Genomic DNA, 21,353 nt, shown 5'->3' on the forward strand with positions numbered 1-21,353 from the left:
ACATCCAGTCGCCCCCTTCCCCCGGTCTCTCTCCCCGCCCCCTCTTCGCTATGCCGGTGCGTCCGTGGCCGGTTTGCGGGCCATGAGGAAGGCCTGAGCCGTCCGTTCGGCGAACCTGCCCTCGTAGGGCTCGCGCACCAGACGGGCGCGTACGGGCAGGCCCGCCCGGTCCAGCAGGTCGGCCATCCGGTCCGGCTGCCGCCGGTGGAAGTCGAGCGAGATCTGCCGGCCGAAGGCCTCCTCCAGGCGCAGCGGTTCGTCTCCCACCTGGAAGGCGGCCAGCAGATGGCCGCCGGGCGCCAGCACCCGGTGGAACTCGGCGAACGCCTTCGGCAGCAGTTCCAGCGGGACATGAATGGTCGAGTACCAGGCGACGACACCGCTGAGGCTGTTGTCGGGAAGGTCGAGGGCCAGCATGGAGCCCTCGGCGAAGCGCAGGTCCGGGTGCTGACGGCGGGCCACCGCGAGCATGCCCGGCGACAGGTCGATGCCCGAGGCGGACAGGCCCAGGCCGGCCAGGTGCGCGGTCACCCGGCCGGTGCCACATCCCACGTCGGCCACGGGCCCACCGCCGGAGGCCTGCACCGTCTCGGCGAAGCTCGCAAGCATCGCCCGGTCCAGCGGCTTCGCTTCCAGATCGCCGTGCTCGAAGGCGAGGTACTCGTCGGCTATGGAGTCGTAGGACTGCCGTGTGTCCTGGAGGAAGTCTGGTTCGGTCATGGAGGAGGACCCTACTGCCCACGGTACGGCCACCACCCTGCGGCCTGACTTTCGTCTGCTGGGAGCCCCCCGCCCTTGTGGCGGGCAACCCGATCGCCCTGGTCAGGCGTCCCGATCACCCCTGGTCAGGCGTCCCGATCACCCTGGCGGGGCGTCCCGGCCACCCTGGCGGGGCGTCCCGATCACCCTGGCGGGGCGTCCCGGCCACCCTGGTAAGGAGGCTCGGCAATCTTGGTCAGGCGGCCCGGTCACCCTGGCTGGGAAGCCCGTCTGCCCTGGTATGGAGGCTCGGCCACCCTGGTGGAACAGCCCCGCGCAGGCGTGGTGGGTGGTTCCGGCAATCCTGGCAGGGCAGCCCGGCAGACGTGGCGGGTGGGCCCGGTAACCCTGATCGGAGCACTCCGGCCGCCCTGGCCGATGCCCACCCCTTCTGGACTGGTCGATAACTCACCCCTCCGGGCCGGTAGCCCGCCTCTCCGGGCCGACAGCCCGTCCTTCCTGGCCGGCGACTCAACCCTCCCCATGGGCGATCCAACCTTCCTGACGGGCGCCTCAACCTTCCTGATGGGCTGCGCGAGCGGCGTCGATGAACTCCTCCAGTGCCTTCCAGAAGGGTGAGAAGGCGGTGCCGAACTCCTGCTGGGCCTCGGTGTCCCCCTCCATGGCGTCTTTGACGCAGCGGTAGAACGTGCCGGTCGTCCGCTGGAGGGCGAGCGCGGCGGCCGCCGCCTCGGGCGGGCCCTCCAGTTCGACGACGCGGGCACAGCGGCGGATTTTCGCGTACTCGGCGATCTCCCGGTCGTGCAGCTCCTTGAGCACCTGAGCCGTGCCGCGGTCGCCGACACCGGCGCTGTCGCGAAGGACGGCCAGGATCTCCCAGTAGAGCTCGCCGAGGCGGTGCGTCTGCTCGATCAGGTCGAGATACGCGGTCCGCCGGCTCTCGCGCAGCCGCTCGGTGCGCTGCGCGCGAGCGGCGATCTCCGCCTGGATGCGCGCGGCACGCGTGCTGCCCCGGCCGGCCACCCAGCTCGCGAGTACGGCAGTGCCGCCCGTCACCGCTGCGATGGCCAGAGTCCACACTGTGCTGTCACCCACGCGGCGTCACCCTACCGAGCCGCCGCAGCAAACCCCGCCCCGGAAGACCCCGTACTGCCACCGCCACTGCCAAGAGGCGGCAGCCTCACCGGCCGCTCACTCCATCGCGGGTCACTCGCAGGCGATCGCCGTCAGCATGTCCGTACGGGCCGCACGGCGGGCCGGCCACATCGCGGCCAGGACGGCCGCCACGGCTATCCCGGCCAGCGCAAGGGCGATGATGCCGGCGGGTATCGAGAAGTCCCACAGCCGTTGCCCGAACATGGCGTGCTGCATGACGGCGCCTGCCGGTATTCCTACGACGACTCCGAGCAGTGCGCCGAAGAGTGAGACCACGATGCTCTCGACCCGGATGGTCCGGCGGACCAGCAGACGCGAGGCGCCCACCGCGCGAAGCACTCCTATCTCCCGGGTGCGCTCCATGACCGAAAGCACCAGCGTGTTCACCACGCCGGTCACGGCGATCAGGATGGCGACCCCGAACATCGCGTACATCAGGGTGAAGGCCAGCGACTGCTGGTCGACGCCCTGCCGCACAAGCGTCTCGCGGTCGCCGACGAGCACGTCCGGCCGGTCCCGGAAGGCTGCCGTGATGCTCGCCCGTGCCTTGTCCGGGTCGGGCCCGGAGGCGTACAGCGTGGTGATCTGCCGGCGCAGCGACTCGGGAACATCGGCGACGTTCAGGAAGATGCTGGCCTGCAGCTCCGTCGCGTCATAGATGCCCACCACGGCCCGGGTGACCGAGGTCTTGGCGTCCAGGCGCAGGGTGACCTCGTCGTTCAGGCCCAGGCCCAGCATGTCGGCCTGGTTCCGCGATATGACCACGCCCCGCGTCAGGTCGGCGCTGCCCGCCGTGATGTCCGGGGTCAGGACGCCCTGGAGACCGGCCGGTTCGATGGCGGAGATCCGCCGTTCGGTCTTGCCGCCCGGGTAGGTCAGCCCGGCCAGGACGTCCCGGCTGCCCGCTACCTGAGAGACACCCGGCAGCGCGCCGACCCGGGCGGCTTCGGCCGGGGTGAGGGAGGACTGGCCGCCGGCGGCGGACTGCAGGACCGTCGTCGTCGTGGGGACGTTGGCCCGGATCGTCGAAGCGATCAGTGCGGAGAACGACGCGCTGAGGGTCGCGAACGAACAGACCAGGGCGAGCCCGACGGTGATGGCGGTGGCTGTGCCCGCGGTGCGGCGCGGGTCGCCGGCCGCGTTGCGCAGCCCGAGCCGGACCGCCGGCCAGGAGCGGGCGCCGAGCAGCCGTGCGGCGGGGCGCAGGACCACCTCGGCGAGAAAGGGCGCCAGCAGCAGCATGCCGGTCACGCCGAGGAGGGCTCCCACCAGACCGATGATGCGCGCGGCATCGGACGAACTCGGATCCGCCGTGGCGACGACCATGGCCACTCCGGCGGTCACAAGGCCGGCCCCCAGCAGTATCCGCAGCCGTCCGGCCTTCCGCGGCACGATCGCGTCGGTGCGCAGCGCGGCGACCGGCGGAACGGCCGCGGCCCGCCGCGCCGAGCTGTACGCGGCCAGTACGGTCACCAGCAGGGCGACCCCGTATCCGAGGAGAACGGCCGCCGGGCTGACGGTGAAGTCGACGTCGTCGCCCGGACGCATCACCGAGATCATCGACGGGCCCAGCGCCACACCGGCCGCCGTGCCGACCGTGCCGCCCGCCAGTCCGAGCACGGTGGCCTCGGCGATGACGGCGGACCGCACCTGGCGTCTGCGCGCGCCGACAGCCCTGAGCAGTGCGAACTGTCGGGTGCGCCGGCTCACGAGCAAGGTGAAGGTGTTGGCGATGACGAACCCGCCGACCAGCAGAGCGACCGCGGCGAAGGGCAGCATCGTCATGCGCAGTTCCTGCGCCTCGGCGTCAGACTGCCGCACCGCGGCCTCCGCCAGGGCCCTGCCCGTCTCGACGTGGTAGCCGGTAGGGGTGGTCTTGTGCACTGCTGCCTTGACGGCGTCGGCGCTCGCTCCGGCGGCCGTTGTCAGTTCGATGCGGTGGAAGCGCTTGCCGAGCAGCTGCTCGGCGGTTCTGGTGTCGTAGGCGGCGACCGGTACCGCGTCGGACGCCTCGTCGGAATCCTGTGTGGTCTCCGGGCCCAGTCGGTTGTAGGTGTAGAGCGCGGTCACCCTGGCAGTGTCCGTACGCCCGTTGGCCAGCAGGATGCGGATGGTGTCGCCCACCGTGAGGCCGGCCTTGTCGGCGTCGGGCTTGTTGAGCGCTACCTGGCCCGGACCGGCGGGGGCCCTCCCCGACTCCACCGTGAAGCGTCTGCCGTCGCTCCAGTTCGTGCCGGCCCGGTCCAGCACGGTGGTGGTCCGGACGAACTTGTCGTCGCGGCCCACCAGTCCGGCCCGGCCGACGATCACTCCCTCCGCACGTGCGACACCGGGCGTCGCGGCCAGCCGGTCACGGTCCGCGGCGGTGAGCACCGCTTCCTTGCCGGGGCTCTGCACCGAGACACCGACGTCCTTCCGGGTTTCCTTGCCCGCGAGGGTGGCGGCGATGGAGTCGCTCACCACCCAGCTTCCGACCGTCGCGGTCACACCGAGCGCGATGGCGATGAGCGTCAACACCGCGCGGCCCTTGTGGCCGAGCAGGTCGCGCCACATGGTCGTCAACATCAGGCGGCAGTCCTTTCGAAGGATTTCAGGCGCTCCAACACGCCGTCCGCGGTCGGCGCGGTGACCTCGTCGACGAGGCGACCGTCCTTGAGGAACAGCACCCGGTCTGCGAAGGCGGCCGCGCTCGGCTCATGGGTGACCATCGCCACCGTCTGGCCGAGGTCGTCCACACTGCGGCGCAGGAAACCGAGTAGTTCGTCGGAGGCGGTGGAGTCCAGCGCGCCGGTCGGCTCGTCGGCGAAGACCACATCGGGCCGGGTGACCAGCGCGCGGGCGCAAGCCACCCGCTGCTGCTGGCCGCCGGAGAGCTGGCTGGGTCGGTGGTGGAGGCGGTTCCGCAGGTCCAGGGCGGCTATGACCTTGTCCACCGTCGCGCGGTCGGGCTCGCGGCCGGCGAGGTCGAACGGCAGCGTGATGTTCTCCAAGGCGGTCAGCGTGGGCAGCAGGTTGAACGCCTGGAAGACGAAGCCGACCCGATCGCGGCGGAGACTGGTCAGGGCGTCGTCGCGCAGTCCGGTCACCTCGGTGTCACCGATCCACACCGTGCCCTCGTCAGCCTGGTCCAGGCCCGCGACGCAGTGCATCAGCGTCGACTTGCCGGAGCCGGACGGCCCCATGATCGCGGTGAACTCCGCACGCCGGAACTCCACATCGACTCCGGCGAGCGCGACCACGCGGGCATCGGCCGGTCCGTATCGCTTGGCCAGTCCGATGGCCCGGACGGCAGCTGTTGTCTGTGTCATGCAACGCATGGTCCGGTCTCGGAACTCGTCGGCACGTCACCGAAAAGACCAAGAAAACCCCCTACTTAAGCTGAGGCGGGGCTCAACCTTGGTGGGGCAGGAAGCAGTCGGGCGGCAGAAGTCGGGCCCGCCGCGAGGAACTAGGCTCGGGTCGTGGCCCGACGCATGGAGACAGCGCTCCGTCAGCGCATGCGCGACGCAGTGGACCGGTGGGGACGGAAAGTACTGGCGCTCGTGGTCGCCGTGGGCGCCTTCATACCGATCGACGGGCCCCCGATCGCGTACCTGCGGACCGAGTTGGGTATGGCACGGTCGGCGGAACTGGCGTTGTCCGCCGTCGTAGCGGTGGTTTCCGCCGCCACCGTCCTGCTGCTGCCGCGCCGGCGCTGGCCGGTGATCAGCTTCGGACTGGCGGGCTGGATCCTGCTGTCGGTCTGGATGCCGCTGGGCGTCGGCTCCTACGTCGTCGCCCGCAGTGCCCGCCGCCCACCGCACCTCGTCTGGTATGTCCTTGGGGCGAGCGCGGCCGTCGTCCTCCCGATGACCACCGGTGCCGCCGCGGGCATGCCCGGCCTCGGCCGGGAGGACCTGTTCTCCTCGCTCGGCAGCGTCGTCCTGTTCGTCTGGCTCCCTGTGGTGCTGGGACTGTGGAGCAGGGCACGCCACGACGTGATCGAAGGGCTCCAGGAGCGCGCCGCCCAAGCGGAGAGGGAACAGGCGGTGCGCGCCGAACAGGCTCGCGTCCAAGAACGTGCCCGAATCGCCCGCGACATGCACGATGTCGTAGCCCACCGGGTGTCCCTCATGGTGCTGCACGCCGGCGCGTTGGAAGTCAACGCGAAGGACACCGACACGGCGTCCGCAGCGGAACTGATCCGTACCACCGGCAGGGAAGCGCTCGGCCAGCTCAGGGACGTCATCGGCGTCCTCAAGAGCGCCGACGACCGGGACGGTGCCGCCCTCGGGCCGCAGCCGACGCTGGTCGACCTCGACCAGCTGCTCGACCAGTCGCGGGCCGCCGGCATCACCGTACGCCGCCAGGACGCGGGCACGCCGAAACAGCTGCCCACCCTCCTGGAACAGGCCGCCTACCGCGTCGTGCAGGAGGCCCTCACCAACGTCCACAAACACGCCGGCTCGGCCCGCACCGAAGTCGCTCTGCACTACCACGACGCGGACCTGGAGATCACCGTGAGCAACTCGGCCCCGGCCGGCCCCACCGAGGCCCTGCCGGGCAGCGGTCTGGGACTCGTCGGACTGCGCGAACGCGTGGAACTGCTCGACGGCGTCTTCACCGCCGAACCCCGCCACGACGGCGGGTTCACCGTCTCCGCCCGTCTCCCCTCTCCGCACCCGCTCTGGAGGACCACGCGTGATCCGCGTCCTGGTAGTTGACGACGAAGCACTGGTCAGGATCGGACTGCGCATGATCCTGCAACCGGCCGACGACATCGAGGTGGTCGGTGAGGCGGGCGACGGCAGGGAAGCGATCACCGCGGTCGCCGCGCACCGCCCGGACGTCGTCCTGATGGACGTCCGGATGCCCGGCATGGACGGTCTGACCGCCCTGCGCGAGCTGCGCCGTTCACCGGGCGGCCCGAGGGTGATCATGCTGACCACCTTCGACCTCGACGACTACGTGCACACCGCCCTGCGCAACGGAGCCTCCGGATTCCTTTTGAAGGACACCTCCCCGCGCGACCTCGCCAACGCCGTTCGCACGGTCGCCGAGGGCAGCGCCATGCTCACGCCGAAAGTCACCCAGCGCCTGATCGACACCTTCGCCGGCCTGGAACCGGAAGGCGCCGCCGAGGCACGGCAGCGCCTTTCGGTACTGACCGAACGTGAGGACGAGGTGGTGCGGGCAGTGGCCCGCGGCCTGTCGAACGCCGAGGTCGGGCGCGCTCTGATCATGAGCGAAGGCACGGTCAAGGCACACGTCAGCCGCGCGCTGGCCAAACTGAACCTGTCCAACCGGGTGCAGATGGCCTTGCTCGTCCGCGACGCCGGCAAGAAGTAGCGCACACCGGTGCGGCCGTGATGCACAGCGGGCGCCCGGTTCTGGCCGGTCGGGCCGGGGACCCCCCACCAAAGTCAGGGGTGATCGACAACCTTCGTACGTAGTGCACGCCCCTCCGCGACTTCTACGGTCGAGAGGTCCGGAAAGCACACCGTCACCCGCTCACCGCACAGCCATGGCCGCCCACCGACCGCCAGACCGGCCCATGGTCGCCCCCGACCGGCTGTCCGTTCTGTCGACCGCCCGACCGCCCGACCGCCCGACCGCCCGACCGCCCGACCGCCCGCGACCGCCCGCGACCGACCACCTCGGAGCCGGAGCCGGATCCCGAGCCGCAGCCGCGACGAAGAAGCGAGCCGGAGTGTCGTCGCTGACGTCGGGCTTCGGTTGTGCCCGGGCGTCACTTCGATGGCGTAAAGGGGTGGAGAACTTGGGGCTGACGTCCTGCCGTCGTCGGATGGCGGCCGAGGGAGGGTTGTCGTCGGCCGCGGGGCGGCGACGGAGCGGTCTTGTTCCGGGGTTTTTCGCCGTGTTACCGCTGTGTGCGGTTGCGGGCATTAGAGTAGAGCTGTGTTCGGTACCGTGCAGAAGTCTTCCGCCGCCTTCGACGTGGTCTGTATGACCGCGTCGCTCGGTGGCGTGAGCGCGTATCGCGAGATTCTGGCGGCGCTGCCCGAGAGCTTCCCCGCCGCGGTGGTGCTGGTGCAGCACCGGCCGGTGCGGGAGCGGGACGGCCTGGTGGTAGTGCTGCGCTACCGGTCCACGCTACCGGTGCGGTTGCTGGAGGACGGGGACCAGCTGGCCGCGGGCGTCGTGCATGTCGTGCCGGCGGGCCGGTGGGCGGCCTTCACGTCTGAGGGCAAGGTGACACTGCACGACGTGGACGGTCCCCGTGCGGCGGATCCGATGTTCGCCTCGGCCGCGGCCGCCTTCGGCCCGCGGGTGCTGGCGGCCGTACTCACCGGGCGCCTGAACGACGGGGCCCTGGGGGTACGCCACGTCCGCGGCGCGGGGGCCGGGTGCTCGCCCAGGACAGCACCACGTCGGAAGCCTTCGGTATGCCGAGCGCCGCGATGGCCACCGGCTGCATAGACTTCGTGCTGCCCCTGCCGGTGCTGGCTCACGCAGTGGTCAGCCTGGTGATGGTGCCGGGTGCCGCGGGCCTGATGCGGGTGTCGCTGCCGCCCTGGGCGGCAGTGATCCCACCGGCGGTCGCGACCTGACCGCGGGGACGAAAGGCAGGCAGACGGTGACAAGCGGCGCATCCGATGCGTACGACAGCAGCGGCAACCGAGTGCTCGCCGCGCTGCCGGAGGCCGAACGACGGCGATTGCAAGCCCACCTTGAACCGGTCGAGCTGAGTACCGGAGACCTGCTGTACCGGCCGGGGGCCGGATCGAGACCGTGCTGTTCCCCTTGAGGGGCGTCTGCTCCATCCTGGCTGAGCTGGACGGCCCGGCCGTCGAGGTGGCGACCGTCGGCGACGAGGGCATGGTCGGGCTCCCGGTGTTCCTGGGCCTCGGCAGCCCGACCGAACGGGCCGTGTGCCAGGTGGCAGGGTTCGGGCTGCGGATGGACGCCGACCAGTTCCGGCACGAGATCGCCGTACTGGACGGGCAGCTGCAACAGGTGCTGCAGCGTTTCACTCAGTCCATGTTCACCCAGCTGGCGCGTAACGCGGGCTGCAACCGCAGCCACCGCACCCGCCAGCGGTGCGCCCGCTGGCTGCTCATGACGGCCGACCGGATGCACAGCGACGAGTTCGACCTGACGCAGAAGTTCCTCGCCCAGATGCTCGCGGTCCGCAGATCCTCGGTCAGCGAGGTCGCGGGCGCCTTGGCCGAGGACGGCTGCATCAGTTACAGCCGTGGCACCATCACCATCCTGAACCGGGCCGGTCTCGAAGCGAACGCCTGTAGCTGCTACCGCGTCATCCGCGACACCATCGACGCCGCTTTCCCGCCGGCCGCGAAAGAGTCGTGACACGGCCGGCAGGTCACGAGTTGTCTTCGGAACAGACCACGAACGCATCCGACCCCACCTGGCTGAAGGCGCCGATCGTGCCCGGCATCCCGGAACACTCCGCAGTCGCGGACACGCCGCCCTGGGCGACCTTCACCACCGTGTAGTCCGCGCCCGCTTCCGTGCAGCTCGGCTTCTCCGGCTGGGGCTTTTCCGTGGTGCCCGTGTTCTTGAAGAGCAGTCGCCCTGCCGCAGGCCGGCCGCGTCACCTGTCTTGTCACCGCGGAGGAACCACGCCAGGGCCAACAGCCCGGCGAGCACCACGAACATGCCCATGAAGAGCAGACGGCCGAGCCTGTGGTGGACATCGGCGACCAGGCCGGCTGGAACGCGCGAAGAGGGCATTTCGGACGCGTCGAGGTGTCTTTCGGTGACAGTGGGAGAGCTGCGCCGCGGTACGGGACCGCCCGCCCGGCCGTACCCTGAAGGGAAGGTGATCATGGCGGCGCAACAGCCCATGGAAGCCCGGTTTTCGGACGGTACCGGCGAACCCGGCGTTGCTCGGACGGATGCGGAAGCCCCGACCCTGCTCTCGCCTCGCCACCACCCTGGAGGCCCCGCGCCTCCAGTCCCGCCGCATGGACATGTAAGTCCCGCCTCCGGCTTCGCCGCACGGACAGGTAGGCCCCAGCCCCCGGTGCCGTAACTGCCGCCGACCTGGCGCAGTTGTCACGGATTGCCGACTTCGGGTCCATAGCCGGTGCGGCGCTCGGTCAACTCACCCGTACGAGTCGGGAGAGGCCGGACAGGAAGGCGCTGTCGCGCACGCTTTCGTGGGCGGGGCGTAGGAACTCCGAGGCAGCTCGTAGCCCATACCCGGAAGACCGGGCGGCCCCGGCCGGGCGACGGCTCCGCCGTCCCTGATCTCTGCATTCGAGGCGGAACGGCGGCAGGGGAGCGGCGAAAAGGAAGAAGCGAAAGGCGAGGTTCACCGTGGTGCGGGAGTCGCTTCCCGTACCGCCGTGAGGCCGTGTGAAAGGGCCTGATGAGAGGCCGTTCCGGTGGTGTGCGCGGCCCGTAAACGGGGCGTGCTGGGGGAGTTCGGGCGACTGCGGCCGGGAGGAGGCCGCAAAGCCTTCCTATGTTTTACTTCGCGTTCCGTGGGCCGACTGCCGCCCACTTGGCTCCCGGAAGGACACCGTGGCGATGCCTCGTGCCCGTAAAGCTCTGCTCACCGGTCTCATCGGCGCGTTCTCCGTGTCGGCTGCGATAGCCGGCCTCACGGTCGCGCAGGCCGCACCGCAATCCGCTGGTTCGCCGGCCGTGGCCTCGGCGGCCGACGCCGAGATGCCGCCCGCCGTCGAGGACTTCGCCTACCCCGACGCCGACCGGATCTTCCAGGAGCGGGAGATCACGCTGAAGCGGGGGACGGTCACATCACGCTGGTCGACTGCGCCGGCCCTCGCGACGTCCTGGTCAAGTCGCGGACCGGCTCCGGCGAGTTCTGTTTCGCGATCAGTGGCAACAAGGGGTATCTGGCCCTGGAGCTGCCGAAGGCCTACGGCATGTGGGCCGAGACCCGCCCGGTGCAGGCCAAGATCACCTCCAATGGCAAGGAAACCGTCGTCAACGCGGCCAAGGACGACTACACGCCCTTCGGCGAGGCCGGAAACACCGGTGCGAACAGCATGCTCGTCGAACTCCGCGTCACCAGCTGACCGCATTCCCGATGTCTTCCCGCCGGCCCTGACAGGGCCCGGTGGCGGATAACGGCCCGCCCCACGCGGACGGCTGGGGCCTGCCTGGACGCCGAGAGGCGCGGAGCGGGCCGGCCGAACCGGGCGAGTGCCACGGAACGTTGCCGGAATTTATTGCCGGCCCGCTCCGGGACTTGCCCAAGTACTTCTCGCTCTTCGAGTGGCGGCCCCGCAGGGCGCCGCGCCTGCCTGTAATTGAGGCGGTTGAAAGACCGGCCGACAGATCGCCGTAGAAGCCGCGACTGTCCGTCGGAGAACCATCCGGCGCCCTGTCCCGGAAGGACCGACCGGGTGTTTTCACGCAGTGCCGTACAGCTTCCCCACCCTCGGTCCATAACCGGACGGTGCGCCGTGTCGCGCGCGAAAACGGGGGTGGTCGCGTACGTCGCTACGTACCATCTAACATTCAGGAAAAGGGAAAATGGAAAACATGCGTTCCCGCCGGGCGTGGCTGACCGCGGTGGCTGCCGCCGCGGTCGCGAGTGGCGCGTTGGCCACCGCCGCCCCCGCGTTCGCCGTGTCCGGAAGCCCGGTCACGAACGGCTCCTACACGTTCGCCGCGAAGCTGGACATCGGTGACGGGCAGCGTAGTTGCTCGGGTGCGCTGGTGGACCGGCAGTGGGTGCTCACCGCTGCCCGTTGCTTCTCCGAGGACCCGAACGACACGCGGGTGGCCGAGGGTGCGCCGAAGTGGAAGACCACGGTGACCGTCGGCCGTACGGATGTGAGTGCCTCGGGCGGTGCGGTCACCGAGGCCAGTGAGCTGGTGCCGTACGCGGGCCGGGACCTGGTGATGGCGAGGCTGGCCAAGCCGGTCAGCGGTGTCGCTCCGGTGACGGTCGGCTCGGTCGGGCCCCGGCAGGGCGAGGAGCTGAAGGTTCTCGGCTTCGGCCGGACGAAGACGGAGTGGGTGCCGAACCAGCGGCACGCGGGTTCGTTCACGGTCGGTACGGTCCAGGACGGGAAGCTCGGCATCACCGGCAAGGACGCGGCGGTGTGCAAGGGTGACACCGGTGGTCCGGAGCTGCGCGAGGCGGGCGGCCGGGTGGAGCTGGTCGGCGTCAACAGCGTCTCCTGGCAGGGCGGGTGCCTGGGTACCAAGCCGGCCGAGACCCGTACGGACGCGGTCGGTACCCGTGTGGACGACATCGGTACCTGGGTGCAGAAGGTCCGCTACCGGCCCGTCTTCGCCTCCGCGCCGTGGAACAAGGCCACCCATATCGCCACCGGCTACTTCACCGGCGGTTCGGCGGGCGGCACCCGGCACATGGACATGATCGTGCGCTGGAACGACGCCGAGGTGACCCTCTACGAGGGCGCGGAGGACAAGGACGCAAGGCCCCTTCGTCGCCGAATACCAGCTCGCCGCGCCCAACACCCCGACGAGGAAGAGCACCTGGGACTTCGCGCGGGGGACCACCGGGGCCGGCTTCGGCAACGGCTCGGACGGGCTGGTGGTGCGCTGGAGCGACGGGGAGGTGACCCAGTACACCCACGTGGACAAGAAGGGTTTCCACGGGGAGAAGCAGCTCGCCCCGGCCGGCAACACGACGTGGGGCCACGCCGCGCAGATCACCGCGGGCCGCTACTCGGCCAACGCGCAGCGCGACGACCTGGTGGTCGTCTGGGACGACGGCCACGTCACGCTCCACCCCGATCTGGACACCAACGGCGTCAAGACGAGCGCGCTGCGGACGCTGGTCAACAAGAACACCACGTGGCCGCACGCCACGCAGGTCACCTCGGGCGAGTTCACCGGCAAGAAGACCGCGGACCTGCTGGTGCGCTGGTCCGACGGTGAGGCCACCCTCTACCCGGGCATCGACACCGCCGGCCTGCACGGCGAGACGCAGATCCGCCCGCAGGGTTCCGCCTGGACCGGCGCGACCGTGATCGGCGCGGGTGCCTTCGTGGCCAACGACCGGCCCAACGACGTCCTCGTGCGCTGGGCCAACGGCACGCTGAGCATGTACCCGGGCTTCGACGCCAAGGGCCTGCACGACGAGGTCAAGATCGTCGGCTGAGCCGAGCTGAGCTAAGCCGAGCCGAGCTGAATTGAGCTGAGCCGGTGACCGTGTCCGGCCGGTCCGTCCGCAGAACAGTGGACGGACCGGCCGGACCTGCTGCCTTCCGGCGGGGCGCTGTCCGGTACGGAACCGGTCGGGACGCCCCGCCTGCCGCTCGCGGCACACGGACCGGTGCCACTGGGCGCCGGCCCGCTCTCGCTTCGTACGCCGAGGACACGTGCACCTGTGAAATCGTTTCTCCCGCTGCCTGCTCTGTCCACTCCGGTCGCGCGCCGGGTACGGCAAGGTCTGTGCGTGTGCGCGCTGGCCGCCAGCCTGACGGCCGCGGTCGCCGTCAGCCCGCTGCCGCTCGGCGGCCCCGCCCGGGCCGGTGCCGACGAGGCCGGGCCCGGGCCGGGCAGCCCGCAGTCCCGGCACCGCGGCGATCCCGCGCTCGACCTGCCCAACCTCTTGAAGGAGGGCAACAACCCGCAGGGTCCGACCGGTGACGGCGAAGGGTCGGCCGACGCCGTCGGTATTCCTGCTACGGCGTTGGCTGCGTATCGCGAGGCGGAGGGGGTGGTGCGGGGGAGTCAGCCGTCGTGTCGTCTGCCGTGGCAGTTGGTGGCGGGGATCGGGCGGGTGGAGTCGGTGCATGCGTCTTGTTATGGGTTGCGTGGTGACGGTTCGACGGCGCGGCCGATTCGGGGGCCGCGGCTGGACGGGGTGGAGTTCGCGTTGGTCCGGGACACCGATGGGGGGGCGGTGGGACGGGGATGCGGTGTTCGACCGTGCGGTGGGGCCGATGCAGTTCATTCCGTCGACGTGGGGGAGCTGGGGCGCGGACGGTAATGGTGACGGGGTCAAGGATCCGAACAGCATCTTCGATGCCGCGTTGGGTACGGCCCGTTATCTGTGTGCGGGGGACCGTGATCTGAGCCGGGCTGCTGATCTCGACCGGGCGATTTTGAGTTACAACAATTCCCGTGCGTATATGAATGCCGTACGCAAGTGGATGGACACCTATCGCGGGTCGGAGGTCGCGGAGACGCCGGACGACGCTCCCGCCACACCGCACCGGCCCGACCCGGCGGAGAGGACGTCCGAGGCACGTCCGGATTTCCAGCAGGGGAGTGGGCAGGGGCAGGGGCAGGAGCCGGGCTTGAAGCCGGGGCCGGAGCAGGGGCGTAAGAGCGGAGCCGGGAACGTCGGCGGCGTGCGGCGTCCTGTCGTACCGCCTACGCCGCAGCGTCCGGCGGACAAGCCTGCCCCTGAGCCCACCGAGCCGCCGAAGCCGGTCGTGGACCATCACACCGTGACCCGGCTGGAGACCCTGGGCAGCCGCGAGCTGGAGGCCGAAGTGGGGCAGCGCTTCGCCAGGCGACCGCAGGTGAGAGCGGTCGATGCTCATGGGCACGCCGTCCCCGGTGCTCGGATCACCTTCCGTATCGATGGCACGGGAGGTACGGAAGGTACGGGCGGCACCGGCAGCACCGGTAGTACGGGAAGCACCGGCGCCGTCGGCAGCGCCGGTGCCCCCGCCAGCCCCGAAGGCATACGTTTCGTCGCCACTCCCGCCACCACCGTCACCGTGACCTCCGACCCCCACGGAACGGCCGCCGCCCCCGCCCTCCAGGCCGGCGACCGCCCCGGTCGCTTCACCGTCGTCGCGACGGCTCCGGGCGTACGCGGACCGGCCGCGATCTTCACCGCTACGGTTCGCCCCGCTGCGGAACCCGCGGCCGATCGGCTGGAGTTGTGGGATCAGGAGACGGCGGACTTGCCCGAGTTGTTGCGGGCCGAGACGGGGAGCAGCTTCCCCGGCCTCCCGTCGCTTCGGGCCACGCACGGCGTCCGGCCCGCCTCCGGCGTGCGGATCATCGCCACCGTCCGCACCGCGGATCGCGAGGAGGACGTCGTGGACGGCACGGCCGGGCCGTATTTCGCGGGCGCGCACGGCGAAGCGGTCCGTACGCTTGTCCTGCCGCCCGCCGGTGCGGACGGCCGTGTCACGCTGCCGACGCTCTTCACCGGCCGGCATCCCGGCACCTACACCCTTCGTCTGACCACTCCGTCCGGGACCACGCTGGACCTCGCCCTGACGGTCACACCGCCCGCGAGCGGGCCCCGCACGTCCTGATTTCCCTTTCGTTCCCCTTCCCTTTCGTCCCACGTGGCCGGGCGCTGCCCCGGCCGCGTCTTCCCCAACGGAAAAACTTCATGAGACGAATACCTCGCCTGCGCACCGCCGCCATCGGAGTCTGCGCGTCGGTCGCCCTCGCCGTCCCGGCGGCCACCACCGCCTTCGCCGTTCCGCTTCCGAGCGGCCGGGCGGCGACGCCGCGCACGTCCGGGGACGTACCTGCCGATCAGCTGAGCGCGGCACGGGAGGCGCAGCGGTACTGGACGCCGGAGCGTATCCGCAGTGCCGTACCGGTGGAGACGGCCGAGTCCGGGGCCAAGAGCGAGGGCGGTCAGCCCGCGCCCGGCGTGCGGCGCAAGCGGTCGGCGGAGCCGACCCACCAGGTGGCCGAGGGCATCGCCACCGTCGGGGTGTTCCTGCTGCGCGGCAGCGACGGGGCTGCCTCCCCAACCAGTTCTGCACGGCCAGCACCGTCGCCTCCGGCTCCAAGAGCCTCGTGGTCACGGCCGCGCACTGCCTCAAGGGCAACACCTCGCTACGCAACGCCGCCTTCGTACCCGGCTATCGTGCCGGGGGCACCAAGGCGGGCCAGGCCGGTGAGACGCCGTACGGGATCTTCCCCGTTCAGGACGGCAAGGTCTGGATCGACCACCGCTACCAGCAGAGCCCCGCCGACGACGACGTGGACTTCGCCTTCCTGCGGGTGGGGGCCAATACGCAGGGGCAGCTGCTGGAGGACGCCGCGGGCCCCGGCAACACCCTGACCTCCGTCGATTCCGCGCACCTGGCCCGCGAGAGCGTCACCGCCGTCGGCTACCCGGGAGGCCAGAAGACGCCGCTGTCGTGCACCAACGACACCCGGGTGTTCCAGGGCCGTTTCATGGAGATCCAGTGTGACGGCTACCGCTCCGGTGTGAGTGGCGGTCCGTTCATCGAGGACTTCGACGGGCAGCGCGGCAACCTGGTCGGTGTCATCGGCGGTTACAAGACCGGCGGGCAGTACGACAACATCTCGTACACCTCGCAGTTCGACGACGACGCGGCCTGGCTGTACCGGCAGGCCGCCGCCGACCTTCCCCTGGACGGGAAATACACCATGGGCGGGGCCGGCACCTGGCAGCACGCACGCGCGATGACCGCCGGCAGTTTTCACAGTGCCTCGGTGCGGCGGGGTACCAGTGATCTGATCGTGCGCTGGTCGGACGGGGAAGTCTCGCTCTACCCGGGCAATGGCGCCTACGGTTTCGGCAAGGACGTGCAGCTGGCCAAGGACCCGGAGTGGAACAAGGCGGCGGCCATGACGGCGGGTGACTTCACCGGGGACGGCACCAGCGATCTTCTGGTGCGCTGGACGAACGGCAAGGTAACCCTCTACAAGGACGTCAACGAGACCAACAAGCTCAAGAACGCCATTCAGCTCAAGGCGCCGAACGGTACCTGGACGCAGGCGGTGGGAATGGCCGCCGGCCGTTTCGGCGGCGGTAACACGCGCAGCGATGACGTCGTGGTGCAGTGGGCCAACGGCCGCGTCACTCTCTTCACCAACGTGGACGCGAACGGCTTCCACACCGAGACCCGGCTGATCGCCCCCAACGGCACCTGGACGTACGCCCGTGACCTGGCGGCCGGTGACTTCCGCCCGGCCACCGGCGACCAGGACCTCTTCGTGCGCTGGTCCGACGGTGAGGTCACCGCCTACGAGAACATCGGCGCCCACCAGCTCAAGACCGAGCACCAGCTGCGCCCGGCGAAGTCGGACTGGGGCAACGCCGGCCTCGCGACGGTCGGTGCCTTCGGCGGCGATGCCGCCCGTAGCGACGATGTGGTCGTCCTGTGGCCGAACGGCCGCCTCACCCTCAACAGCGACACCACCAGCGCCTCCCTCAACCGCGAGCGGACCCTCGTCTCCGCGTCGTAGCTCCTGACCCCGCCCGCGCCTCCGTGTCCTCCGTGTCCTCCGTGCCCCGCCGAAGCTTGCTCGGCCTCGGCGGGGCGCGGGGCGCGGGGCGCGGGACGTGGTGCCGCGCCGGACCGTGATGCCTCCGGGCGTCCCGAGGAGGGCGGGGTGCCACCCGCAGTCATCAGGGCGCTGCAGCCTGTCGTACACTGTTGCGATTTGTGGGCGATATGGCGTCTTGACGCGGATAAACCCTCATCTTTTGCCTAGTGGTCGTCTTTTCGGAGAGATGGTTTCTGTGACCGAAATCTCAGTCGTCGTAATCGTCTACAACGATGCGGAGCGGTTGCCTGCTGCGGTGGGGTCGGTGCTGGAGCAGTCGTTCGGTGATGTCGAGGTGGTGATTGTCGATGATTGCAGTTCGGATGGTTCTTTTGCGGTGGCGCAGGGGCTGGCGGGGCGGTGGCCGGGGCGGGTGCGGGCGTTTCGGCTGGAGGAGAACAGTGGGGCGGGGGGTGAGCCGCGTAACCGGGGGATTCGGGAGGCGGTGGGGCGTTATGTGATGTTCCTGGACAGTGATGATGTGCTGGAGCGTCATGCGTGCCGGAATCTGGTGGAGGCGGCGCGGGAGACCGGGGCGGATCTGGTGTCGGGTCTGTGTGTGCGGCTGCACAAGGACGGGCCGGTCGAGAAGCGTGATGAGTGGTATGCGTGGCTGTACGGGCAGACGCGGACGATTGATTCGGTCCAGGAGCTGCCGGATCTGTTCGTGTGGGACACGTTGTCGACGAACAAGTGTTATCGGCGGGAGTTTCTGCTGGAGCATGATCTGCGGTTTCCCAAGGGGATGTTCTATGAGGATCTGCAGTTCATCGCCGAGGCGTATCTGGCGGCGTCGCGGATCACGCTGATTCCGAACCAGGTGTATTTCTGGCATGTGCATCAGGCGGCGGCGGTCAAGTCGGTGACCAACCGGCGTCATGAGATGACCAATTATGAGCACCGGCTGGAGGTGCACCGGCGGATCGATGCGATGCTGGCCGAGCGGGGGCTGGCGGAGCTGCGGCGGGCGAAGGATGTGAAGTTCCTCAAGCACGATCTGGTGCTGCATCTGCGGGATCTGCCGTTCCGTGATGAGGAGTACCGGGCTAAGTTCGCGCGTTTGTCGGCGGGGTATCTGGCGACGCTGGATCCGCAGGCCTACGGGCGGGCGCAGCCGCTGCAGGCGGTCTGCGGGTATCTGCTGGGGCGCGGGGACTGGGCGCATCTGCTGCCGGCGGTGGATGCGCTGCTGAATCCGGGCAAGGTGGCGGTGCCGCTGGTCGAGCGAGACGGGCGGGTGTTCTGGTGCGCGGAGCATTTGGAGGATCCGCTGGGCCGGCAGGTGCTGGATGTGACGGATCTGGGGTATCACACGCGGCCGCTGGAGAAGATGTTCCTGCGCAATGAGCTGACCGTCTTCGAGGCGGCCGGGTGCGGCGGGGTGCGGCTGGCCGGGCGGATCACCAATGCGCTGGGCCGGATCGGCGAGGGGGCCGGGCTGCGGGCGGAGCTGGAGTTCACCGCGCGGCGCCGGGGGCTGCAGGCGTTCACCTTTCCCGTGCAGGCGGTGCGCCATGCGGGGGAGGTCATCGAGTGGGAGGCGGTGGCCGATGTCAGCGGGCGGCTGCGGCCGCTGGGCATCATCGATGCGGTGTGGGATGTGCGGCTGGTCCTCGAGGCGGACGGGGTGCGTACCACCACGCGGCTGAGTGTGGCGGACACCCGGCTGCCGGGGCGGGCGCTGCCGGTGCGGCCGCGGCTGACGCGGATGGTCGCCGACCATGTGCGCCCGCACGTGTCGGCCAGGGGGCATCTGGCGTTCGAGCTGGTGGGCGAGGATGCGGGCCGGGAGCGGGCCCGGGAGCTGATCGGCAAGTCGGTCGCGGGCCGGCCGGGGGCGCTGGCGAAGTCCGGCTACCGCCGGGCGCGGGCGCTGCGCCGGACGCTGACGTCGGGGGAGACCCGGCTGCGGGCCTATCGGGAGGTGTTTTCGCGGCTGCCGGTCAAAAAGCGCACGGTGGTCTTCGAAAGTCATCTGGGGCGTCAGTACAGTGACAGTCCGCGGGCGCTGTATGAGGAGATGCGCCGCCAGGGCCTGGAGTTCGAGGCGTACTGGTCCTACAGCGGGGATCCGGGGGCGTTTCCGGCCGAGGCGACGCTGGTGCGGCGCTGGTCGCTGCCGTATCTCAAGGCGCTGGCGCAGGCGGAGTTCTGGGTGGACAACCAGTCTTTCCCGCTGAAGCTGGACAAGCGCCCGGAGACCACCTATCTGCAGACCTGGCACGGGTCGGCGCTGAAGAAGATGGGCTTCGACCAGCCGGCGCAGAAGATGCTGACGCGGGCGCAGCAGGCCGAGCAGCAGCGGGCGCTGGACCGCTTCGACCGGTTCCTGGTGCGCTCGGAGCATGATGTGCGCACGCTGGCCAGGGCGTTTCGGCTGCCGGAGCGGGCCCTGCTGCGGGTGGGCTATCCGCGCAACGACGCGCTGGTGCAGGCCCGCAAGGCCGAGGAGGCCGGCGGGGCGCGGGTGCGCGGCCCGCTCGCCGCCGAGCTGGGCATCGCCGCGGACAAGCAGATCATCTTGTATGCGCCGACGTTCCGCACCAGCGGGGGCGCTCGCACCGCTTCGAGCTGCCCTTCGATGTGGAGCGGTTCGCCGAGCGGTTCGCCGACCGCTATGTGCTGCTGGTGCGCTCGCACTACCTCAACCATGTGACGCTGCCGCCGACGGTGGCGGGCTCGGTCATCGATGTCTCGGCGCACCATGACGTGGCGCCGTTCTTGGAGCTGGCCGATGTGCTGGTGACCGACTACTCGTCGGTGATGTTCGACTATGCGCTGCTGGACCGGCCGATGGTGTTCTTCACCTACGACTACCAGGCGTATGTGCACGAGCAGCGCGGCACCTACTTCGATCTGCGCGAGCATGCGCCGGGGCCGCTGGTGGAGAGCGAAGAGGCGTTCTTCGCGGCGCTTGAGGACCTGGGCACGGGCGGCCCGGAGTTCGCCGCGGCCCGCAAGCGCTTTGTCGCCCACTTCGGCGAGTACGAGCACGGCAACGCCGCCCGCACCCTCGTCGAGCAGTTCTTCTCCCACTGGAGCCGTTGATGACCGCCACCCCCACACCCGCAGACACCCACCCGGCCCCCGACACCGCCAGCACCTCCCAGGCCGATCCGGTGCGCGATGTCTTCTTCGTCTCCAACAGCGTCAACGAGCTGGGCGGCATCACCAGCTGGTCGCACCAGATGGCCGGGCTGTTCGCGGCCCGCGGCCACCGGGTGCACCTGATCGGCATCACCCCGCCGCCGCCCGGCCGCGCCCGCACCCTGGCCGACGACCTGCCGTATGCCACCACCACCCTGTATGACGAGCACCCGCCGCAGGTCCGCCCGGTGCGCACGCTCAAAGACCGGGCGAACTGGGCCGAGCACCGGCGCCGGGCGGCCCGCGAGGCCGGCATGCGCGCCCAGGCCGCCAAACTCACCCAGCTGTTCACCGCCGCCCGCCCGGGCGCGGTCATCATCGTCACCCAAATCTGGGCCATGGAATGGGTGGCGCTGGCCGGCACCGGCGGGCACACCGTGATCGGCATGAGCCACGAGTCCTTCGAGACCTGCCGCAAATCCTCCCGCTTCCAGCGCGTGAAGACCTACTACCGGGACGTCGACCGGATGCTGGCGCTGACCCGCGAGGACGCCGACGCCTGGATCCGCCAGCGCATGGACAACGTCGGCTTCATGCCCAACCCCTGCCCTTCTACCCCGAGGTGCCCTCACCGCGCACCCACAAGGTGGTCGCCAGCATCGGGCGCCTGCACGAGGAAAAGGGCGTCGACCTGCTGCTGGAGGCCTGGGCCCAGCTCGCCGCCCGCCACCCGCACTGGACCCTGCGCCTGTACGGCGCCGGCGAGGAGGAAGAAGCACTGCGCAAGCAGAGCGCCCAGCTGGGCATCGCCGACAGCGTCACCTTCATGGGCCGCACCCACGACGTGCCCGGCGCGCTGCGCCAGGCCTCGGTGTTCGTGCTCAGCTCCCGCGGCGAGGGCTTCCCGCTGGCGCCGATGGAGGCGATGGCCACCGCCGTGCCGTGCGTGGCCTTCGACGTCGCCCCCGGCGTCCGCGAAATCATCCGCCACGGCGAGGACGGCCTGCTCGCCCCGCCCGGCAACACCAGCGAACTCGCCCGCCACCTGGAGGCCCTCATCAGCGACCAGACCCTGCGCGACCGCATGGGCGAGACCGCCCGCACCAACATCCAGCGCTACGCCACCGACACAATCGTCCAGCGCTGGGAGAACCTCTTCACCTTCCTCCAACGATGACCACCGCTCCGGCGACGGA

Annotated in this window: 13 protein-coding genes and 4 pseudogenes; 13 read left to right on the forward strand and 4 right to left on the reverse strand. The window is 70.2% G+C overall.

All coding sequences use genetic code 11. The annotated features are described in order from the left end of the window. Positions 1–48 precede the first annotated feature (48 nt). From ACEXOX_RS35690 to ACEXOX_RS35705, 4 genes are all read right to left on the reverse strand, one after another. Positions 49–720: a class I SAM-dependent methyltransferase gene (locus tag ACEXOX_RS35690; RefSeq protein WP_406524988.1), complete on the reverse strand. Its 672-nt coding sequence runs from the start codon at positions 718–720 to the stop codon at positions 49–51. Between the two features lie 552 nt (positions 721–1,272). Next, positions 1,273–1,815 (reverse strand): hypothetical protein, encoded by a 543-nt coding sequence (locus ACEXOX_RS35695; RefSeq protein ID WP_406524989.1) that lies wholly within the window; start codon positions 1,813–1,815, stop codon positions 1,273–1,275. A gap of 111 nt (positions 1,816–1,926) precedes the next feature. Continuing rightward, entirely contained in the window at positions 1,927–4,440 is a 2,514-nt protein-coding gene (locus ACEXOX_RS35700; protein ID WP_406524990.1) for an ABC transporter permease, read from the reverse strand. Then, on the reverse strand, positions 4,440–5,183 hold the full coding sequence (locus ACEXOX_RS35705; protein ID WP_406524991.1) for an ABC transporter ATP-binding protein: 744 nt from the start codon (positions 5,181–5,183) through the stop codon (positions 4,440–4,442). Before ACEXOX_RS35705 ends, ACEXOX_RS35700 begins: the two co-directional genes overlap by 1 nt. A gap of 189 nt (positions 5,184–5,372) precedes the next feature. Between ACEXOX_RS35705 and ACEXOX_RS35710 the strand changes: the two genes are divergently transcribed. From ACEXOX_RS35710 to ACEXOX_RS35770, 13 genes and pseudogenes are all read left to right on the forward strand, one after another. Continuing rightward, positions 5,373–6,578: a sensor histidine kinase gene (locus ACEXOX_RS35710; RefSeq protein WP_406524992.1), complete on the forward strand. Its 1,206-nt coding sequence runs from the start codon at positions 5,373–5,375 to the stop codon at positions 6,576–6,578. Continuing rightward, positions 6,556–7,203 carry a response regulator gene (locus ACEXOX_RS35715; RefSeq protein WP_406524993.1) on the forward strand — a complete coding sequence of 216 codons (648 nt, stop codon included), beginning with the start codon at positions 6,556–6,558 and terminating at the stop codon, positions 7,201–7,203. Before ACEXOX_RS35710 ends, ACEXOX_RS35715 begins: the two co-directional genes overlap by 23 nt. 618 nt (positions 7,204–7,821) lie before the next feature. After that, positions 7,822–8,270 (forward strand): annotated as a pseudogene (locus ACEXOX_RS35720) (chemotaxis protein CheB); the annotation flags it as partial. A gap of 6 nt (positions 8,271–8,276) precedes the next feature. Continuing rightward, positions 8,277–8,426 carry a hypothetical protein gene (locus ACEXOX_RS35725; RefSeq protein ID WP_406526702.1) on the forward strand — a complete coding sequence of 50 codons (150 nt, stop codon included), beginning with the start codon at positions 8,277–8,279 and terminating at the stop codon, positions 8,424–8,426. Between the two features lie 181 nt (positions 8,427–8,607). Beyond that, entirely contained in the window at positions 8,608–9,186 is a 579-nt protein-coding gene (locus ACEXOX_RS35730) for a Crp/Fnr family transcriptional regulator (RefSeq protein ID WP_406524994.1), read from the forward strand. Positions 9,187–9,206: 20 nt separating this feature from the next. Then, on the forward strand, positions 9,207–9,332 hold the full coding sequence (locus ACEXOX_RS35735; protein ID WP_406524995.1) for a hypothetical protein: 126 nt from the start codon (positions 9,207–9,209) through the stop codon (positions 9,330–9,332). 1,398 nt (positions 9,333–10,730) lie between these two features. Then, a complete protein-coding gene (locus tag ACEXOX_RS35740; protein WP_406524996.1) occupies positions 10,731–10,883 on the forward strand; it encodes a hypothetical protein in 153 nt (50 codons plus the stop codon). A 469-nt stretch (positions 10,884–11,352) separates the two neighbouring features. After that, positions 11,353–11,964, forward strand: a pseudogene (locus ACEXOX_RS35745) (trypsin-like serine protease); the annotation flags it as partial. A gap of 436 nt (positions 11,965–12,400) precedes the next feature. After that, positions 12,401–12,946, forward strand: a complete 546-nt coding sequence (locus ACEXOX_RS35750; RefSeq protein WP_406526703.1) for a hypothetical protein — start codon at positions 12,401–12,403, stop codon at positions 12,944–12,946. Positions 12,947–13,733: 787 nt separating this feature from the next. Then, positions 13,734–15,068 (forward strand): lytic transglycosylase domain-containing protein, encoded by a 1,335-nt coding sequence (locus tag ACEXOX_RS35755; protein WP_406524997.1) that lies wholly within the window; start codon positions 13,734–13,736, stop codon positions 15,066–15,068. Between the two features lie 262 nt (positions 15,069–15,330). Beyond that, positions 15,331–16,989: a trypsin-like peptidase domain-containing protein gene (locus tag ACEXOX_RS35760; RefSeq protein ID WP_406526570.1), complete on the forward strand. Its 1,659-nt coding sequence runs from the start codon at positions 15,331–15,333 to the stop codon at positions 16,987–16,989. Between the two features lie 268 nt (positions 16,990–17,257). Next, positions 17,258–20,118: pseudogene (locus tag ACEXOX_RS35765) on the forward strand (CDP-glycerol glycerophosphotransferase family protein). Then, a pseudogene (locus tag ACEXOX_RS35770) lies at positions 20,118–21,334 on the forward strand (glycosyltransferase). Before ACEXOX_RS35765 ends, ACEXOX_RS35770 begins: the two co-directional pseudogenes overlap by 1 nt. Positions 21,335–21,353: the final 19 nt, after the last annotated feature.

This window comes from Streptomyces sp. Ac-502 (assembly GCF_045222935.1).
GTDB lineage: Bacteria > Actinomycetota > Actinomycetes > Streptomycetales > Streptomycetaceae > Streptomyces > Streptomyces monomycini.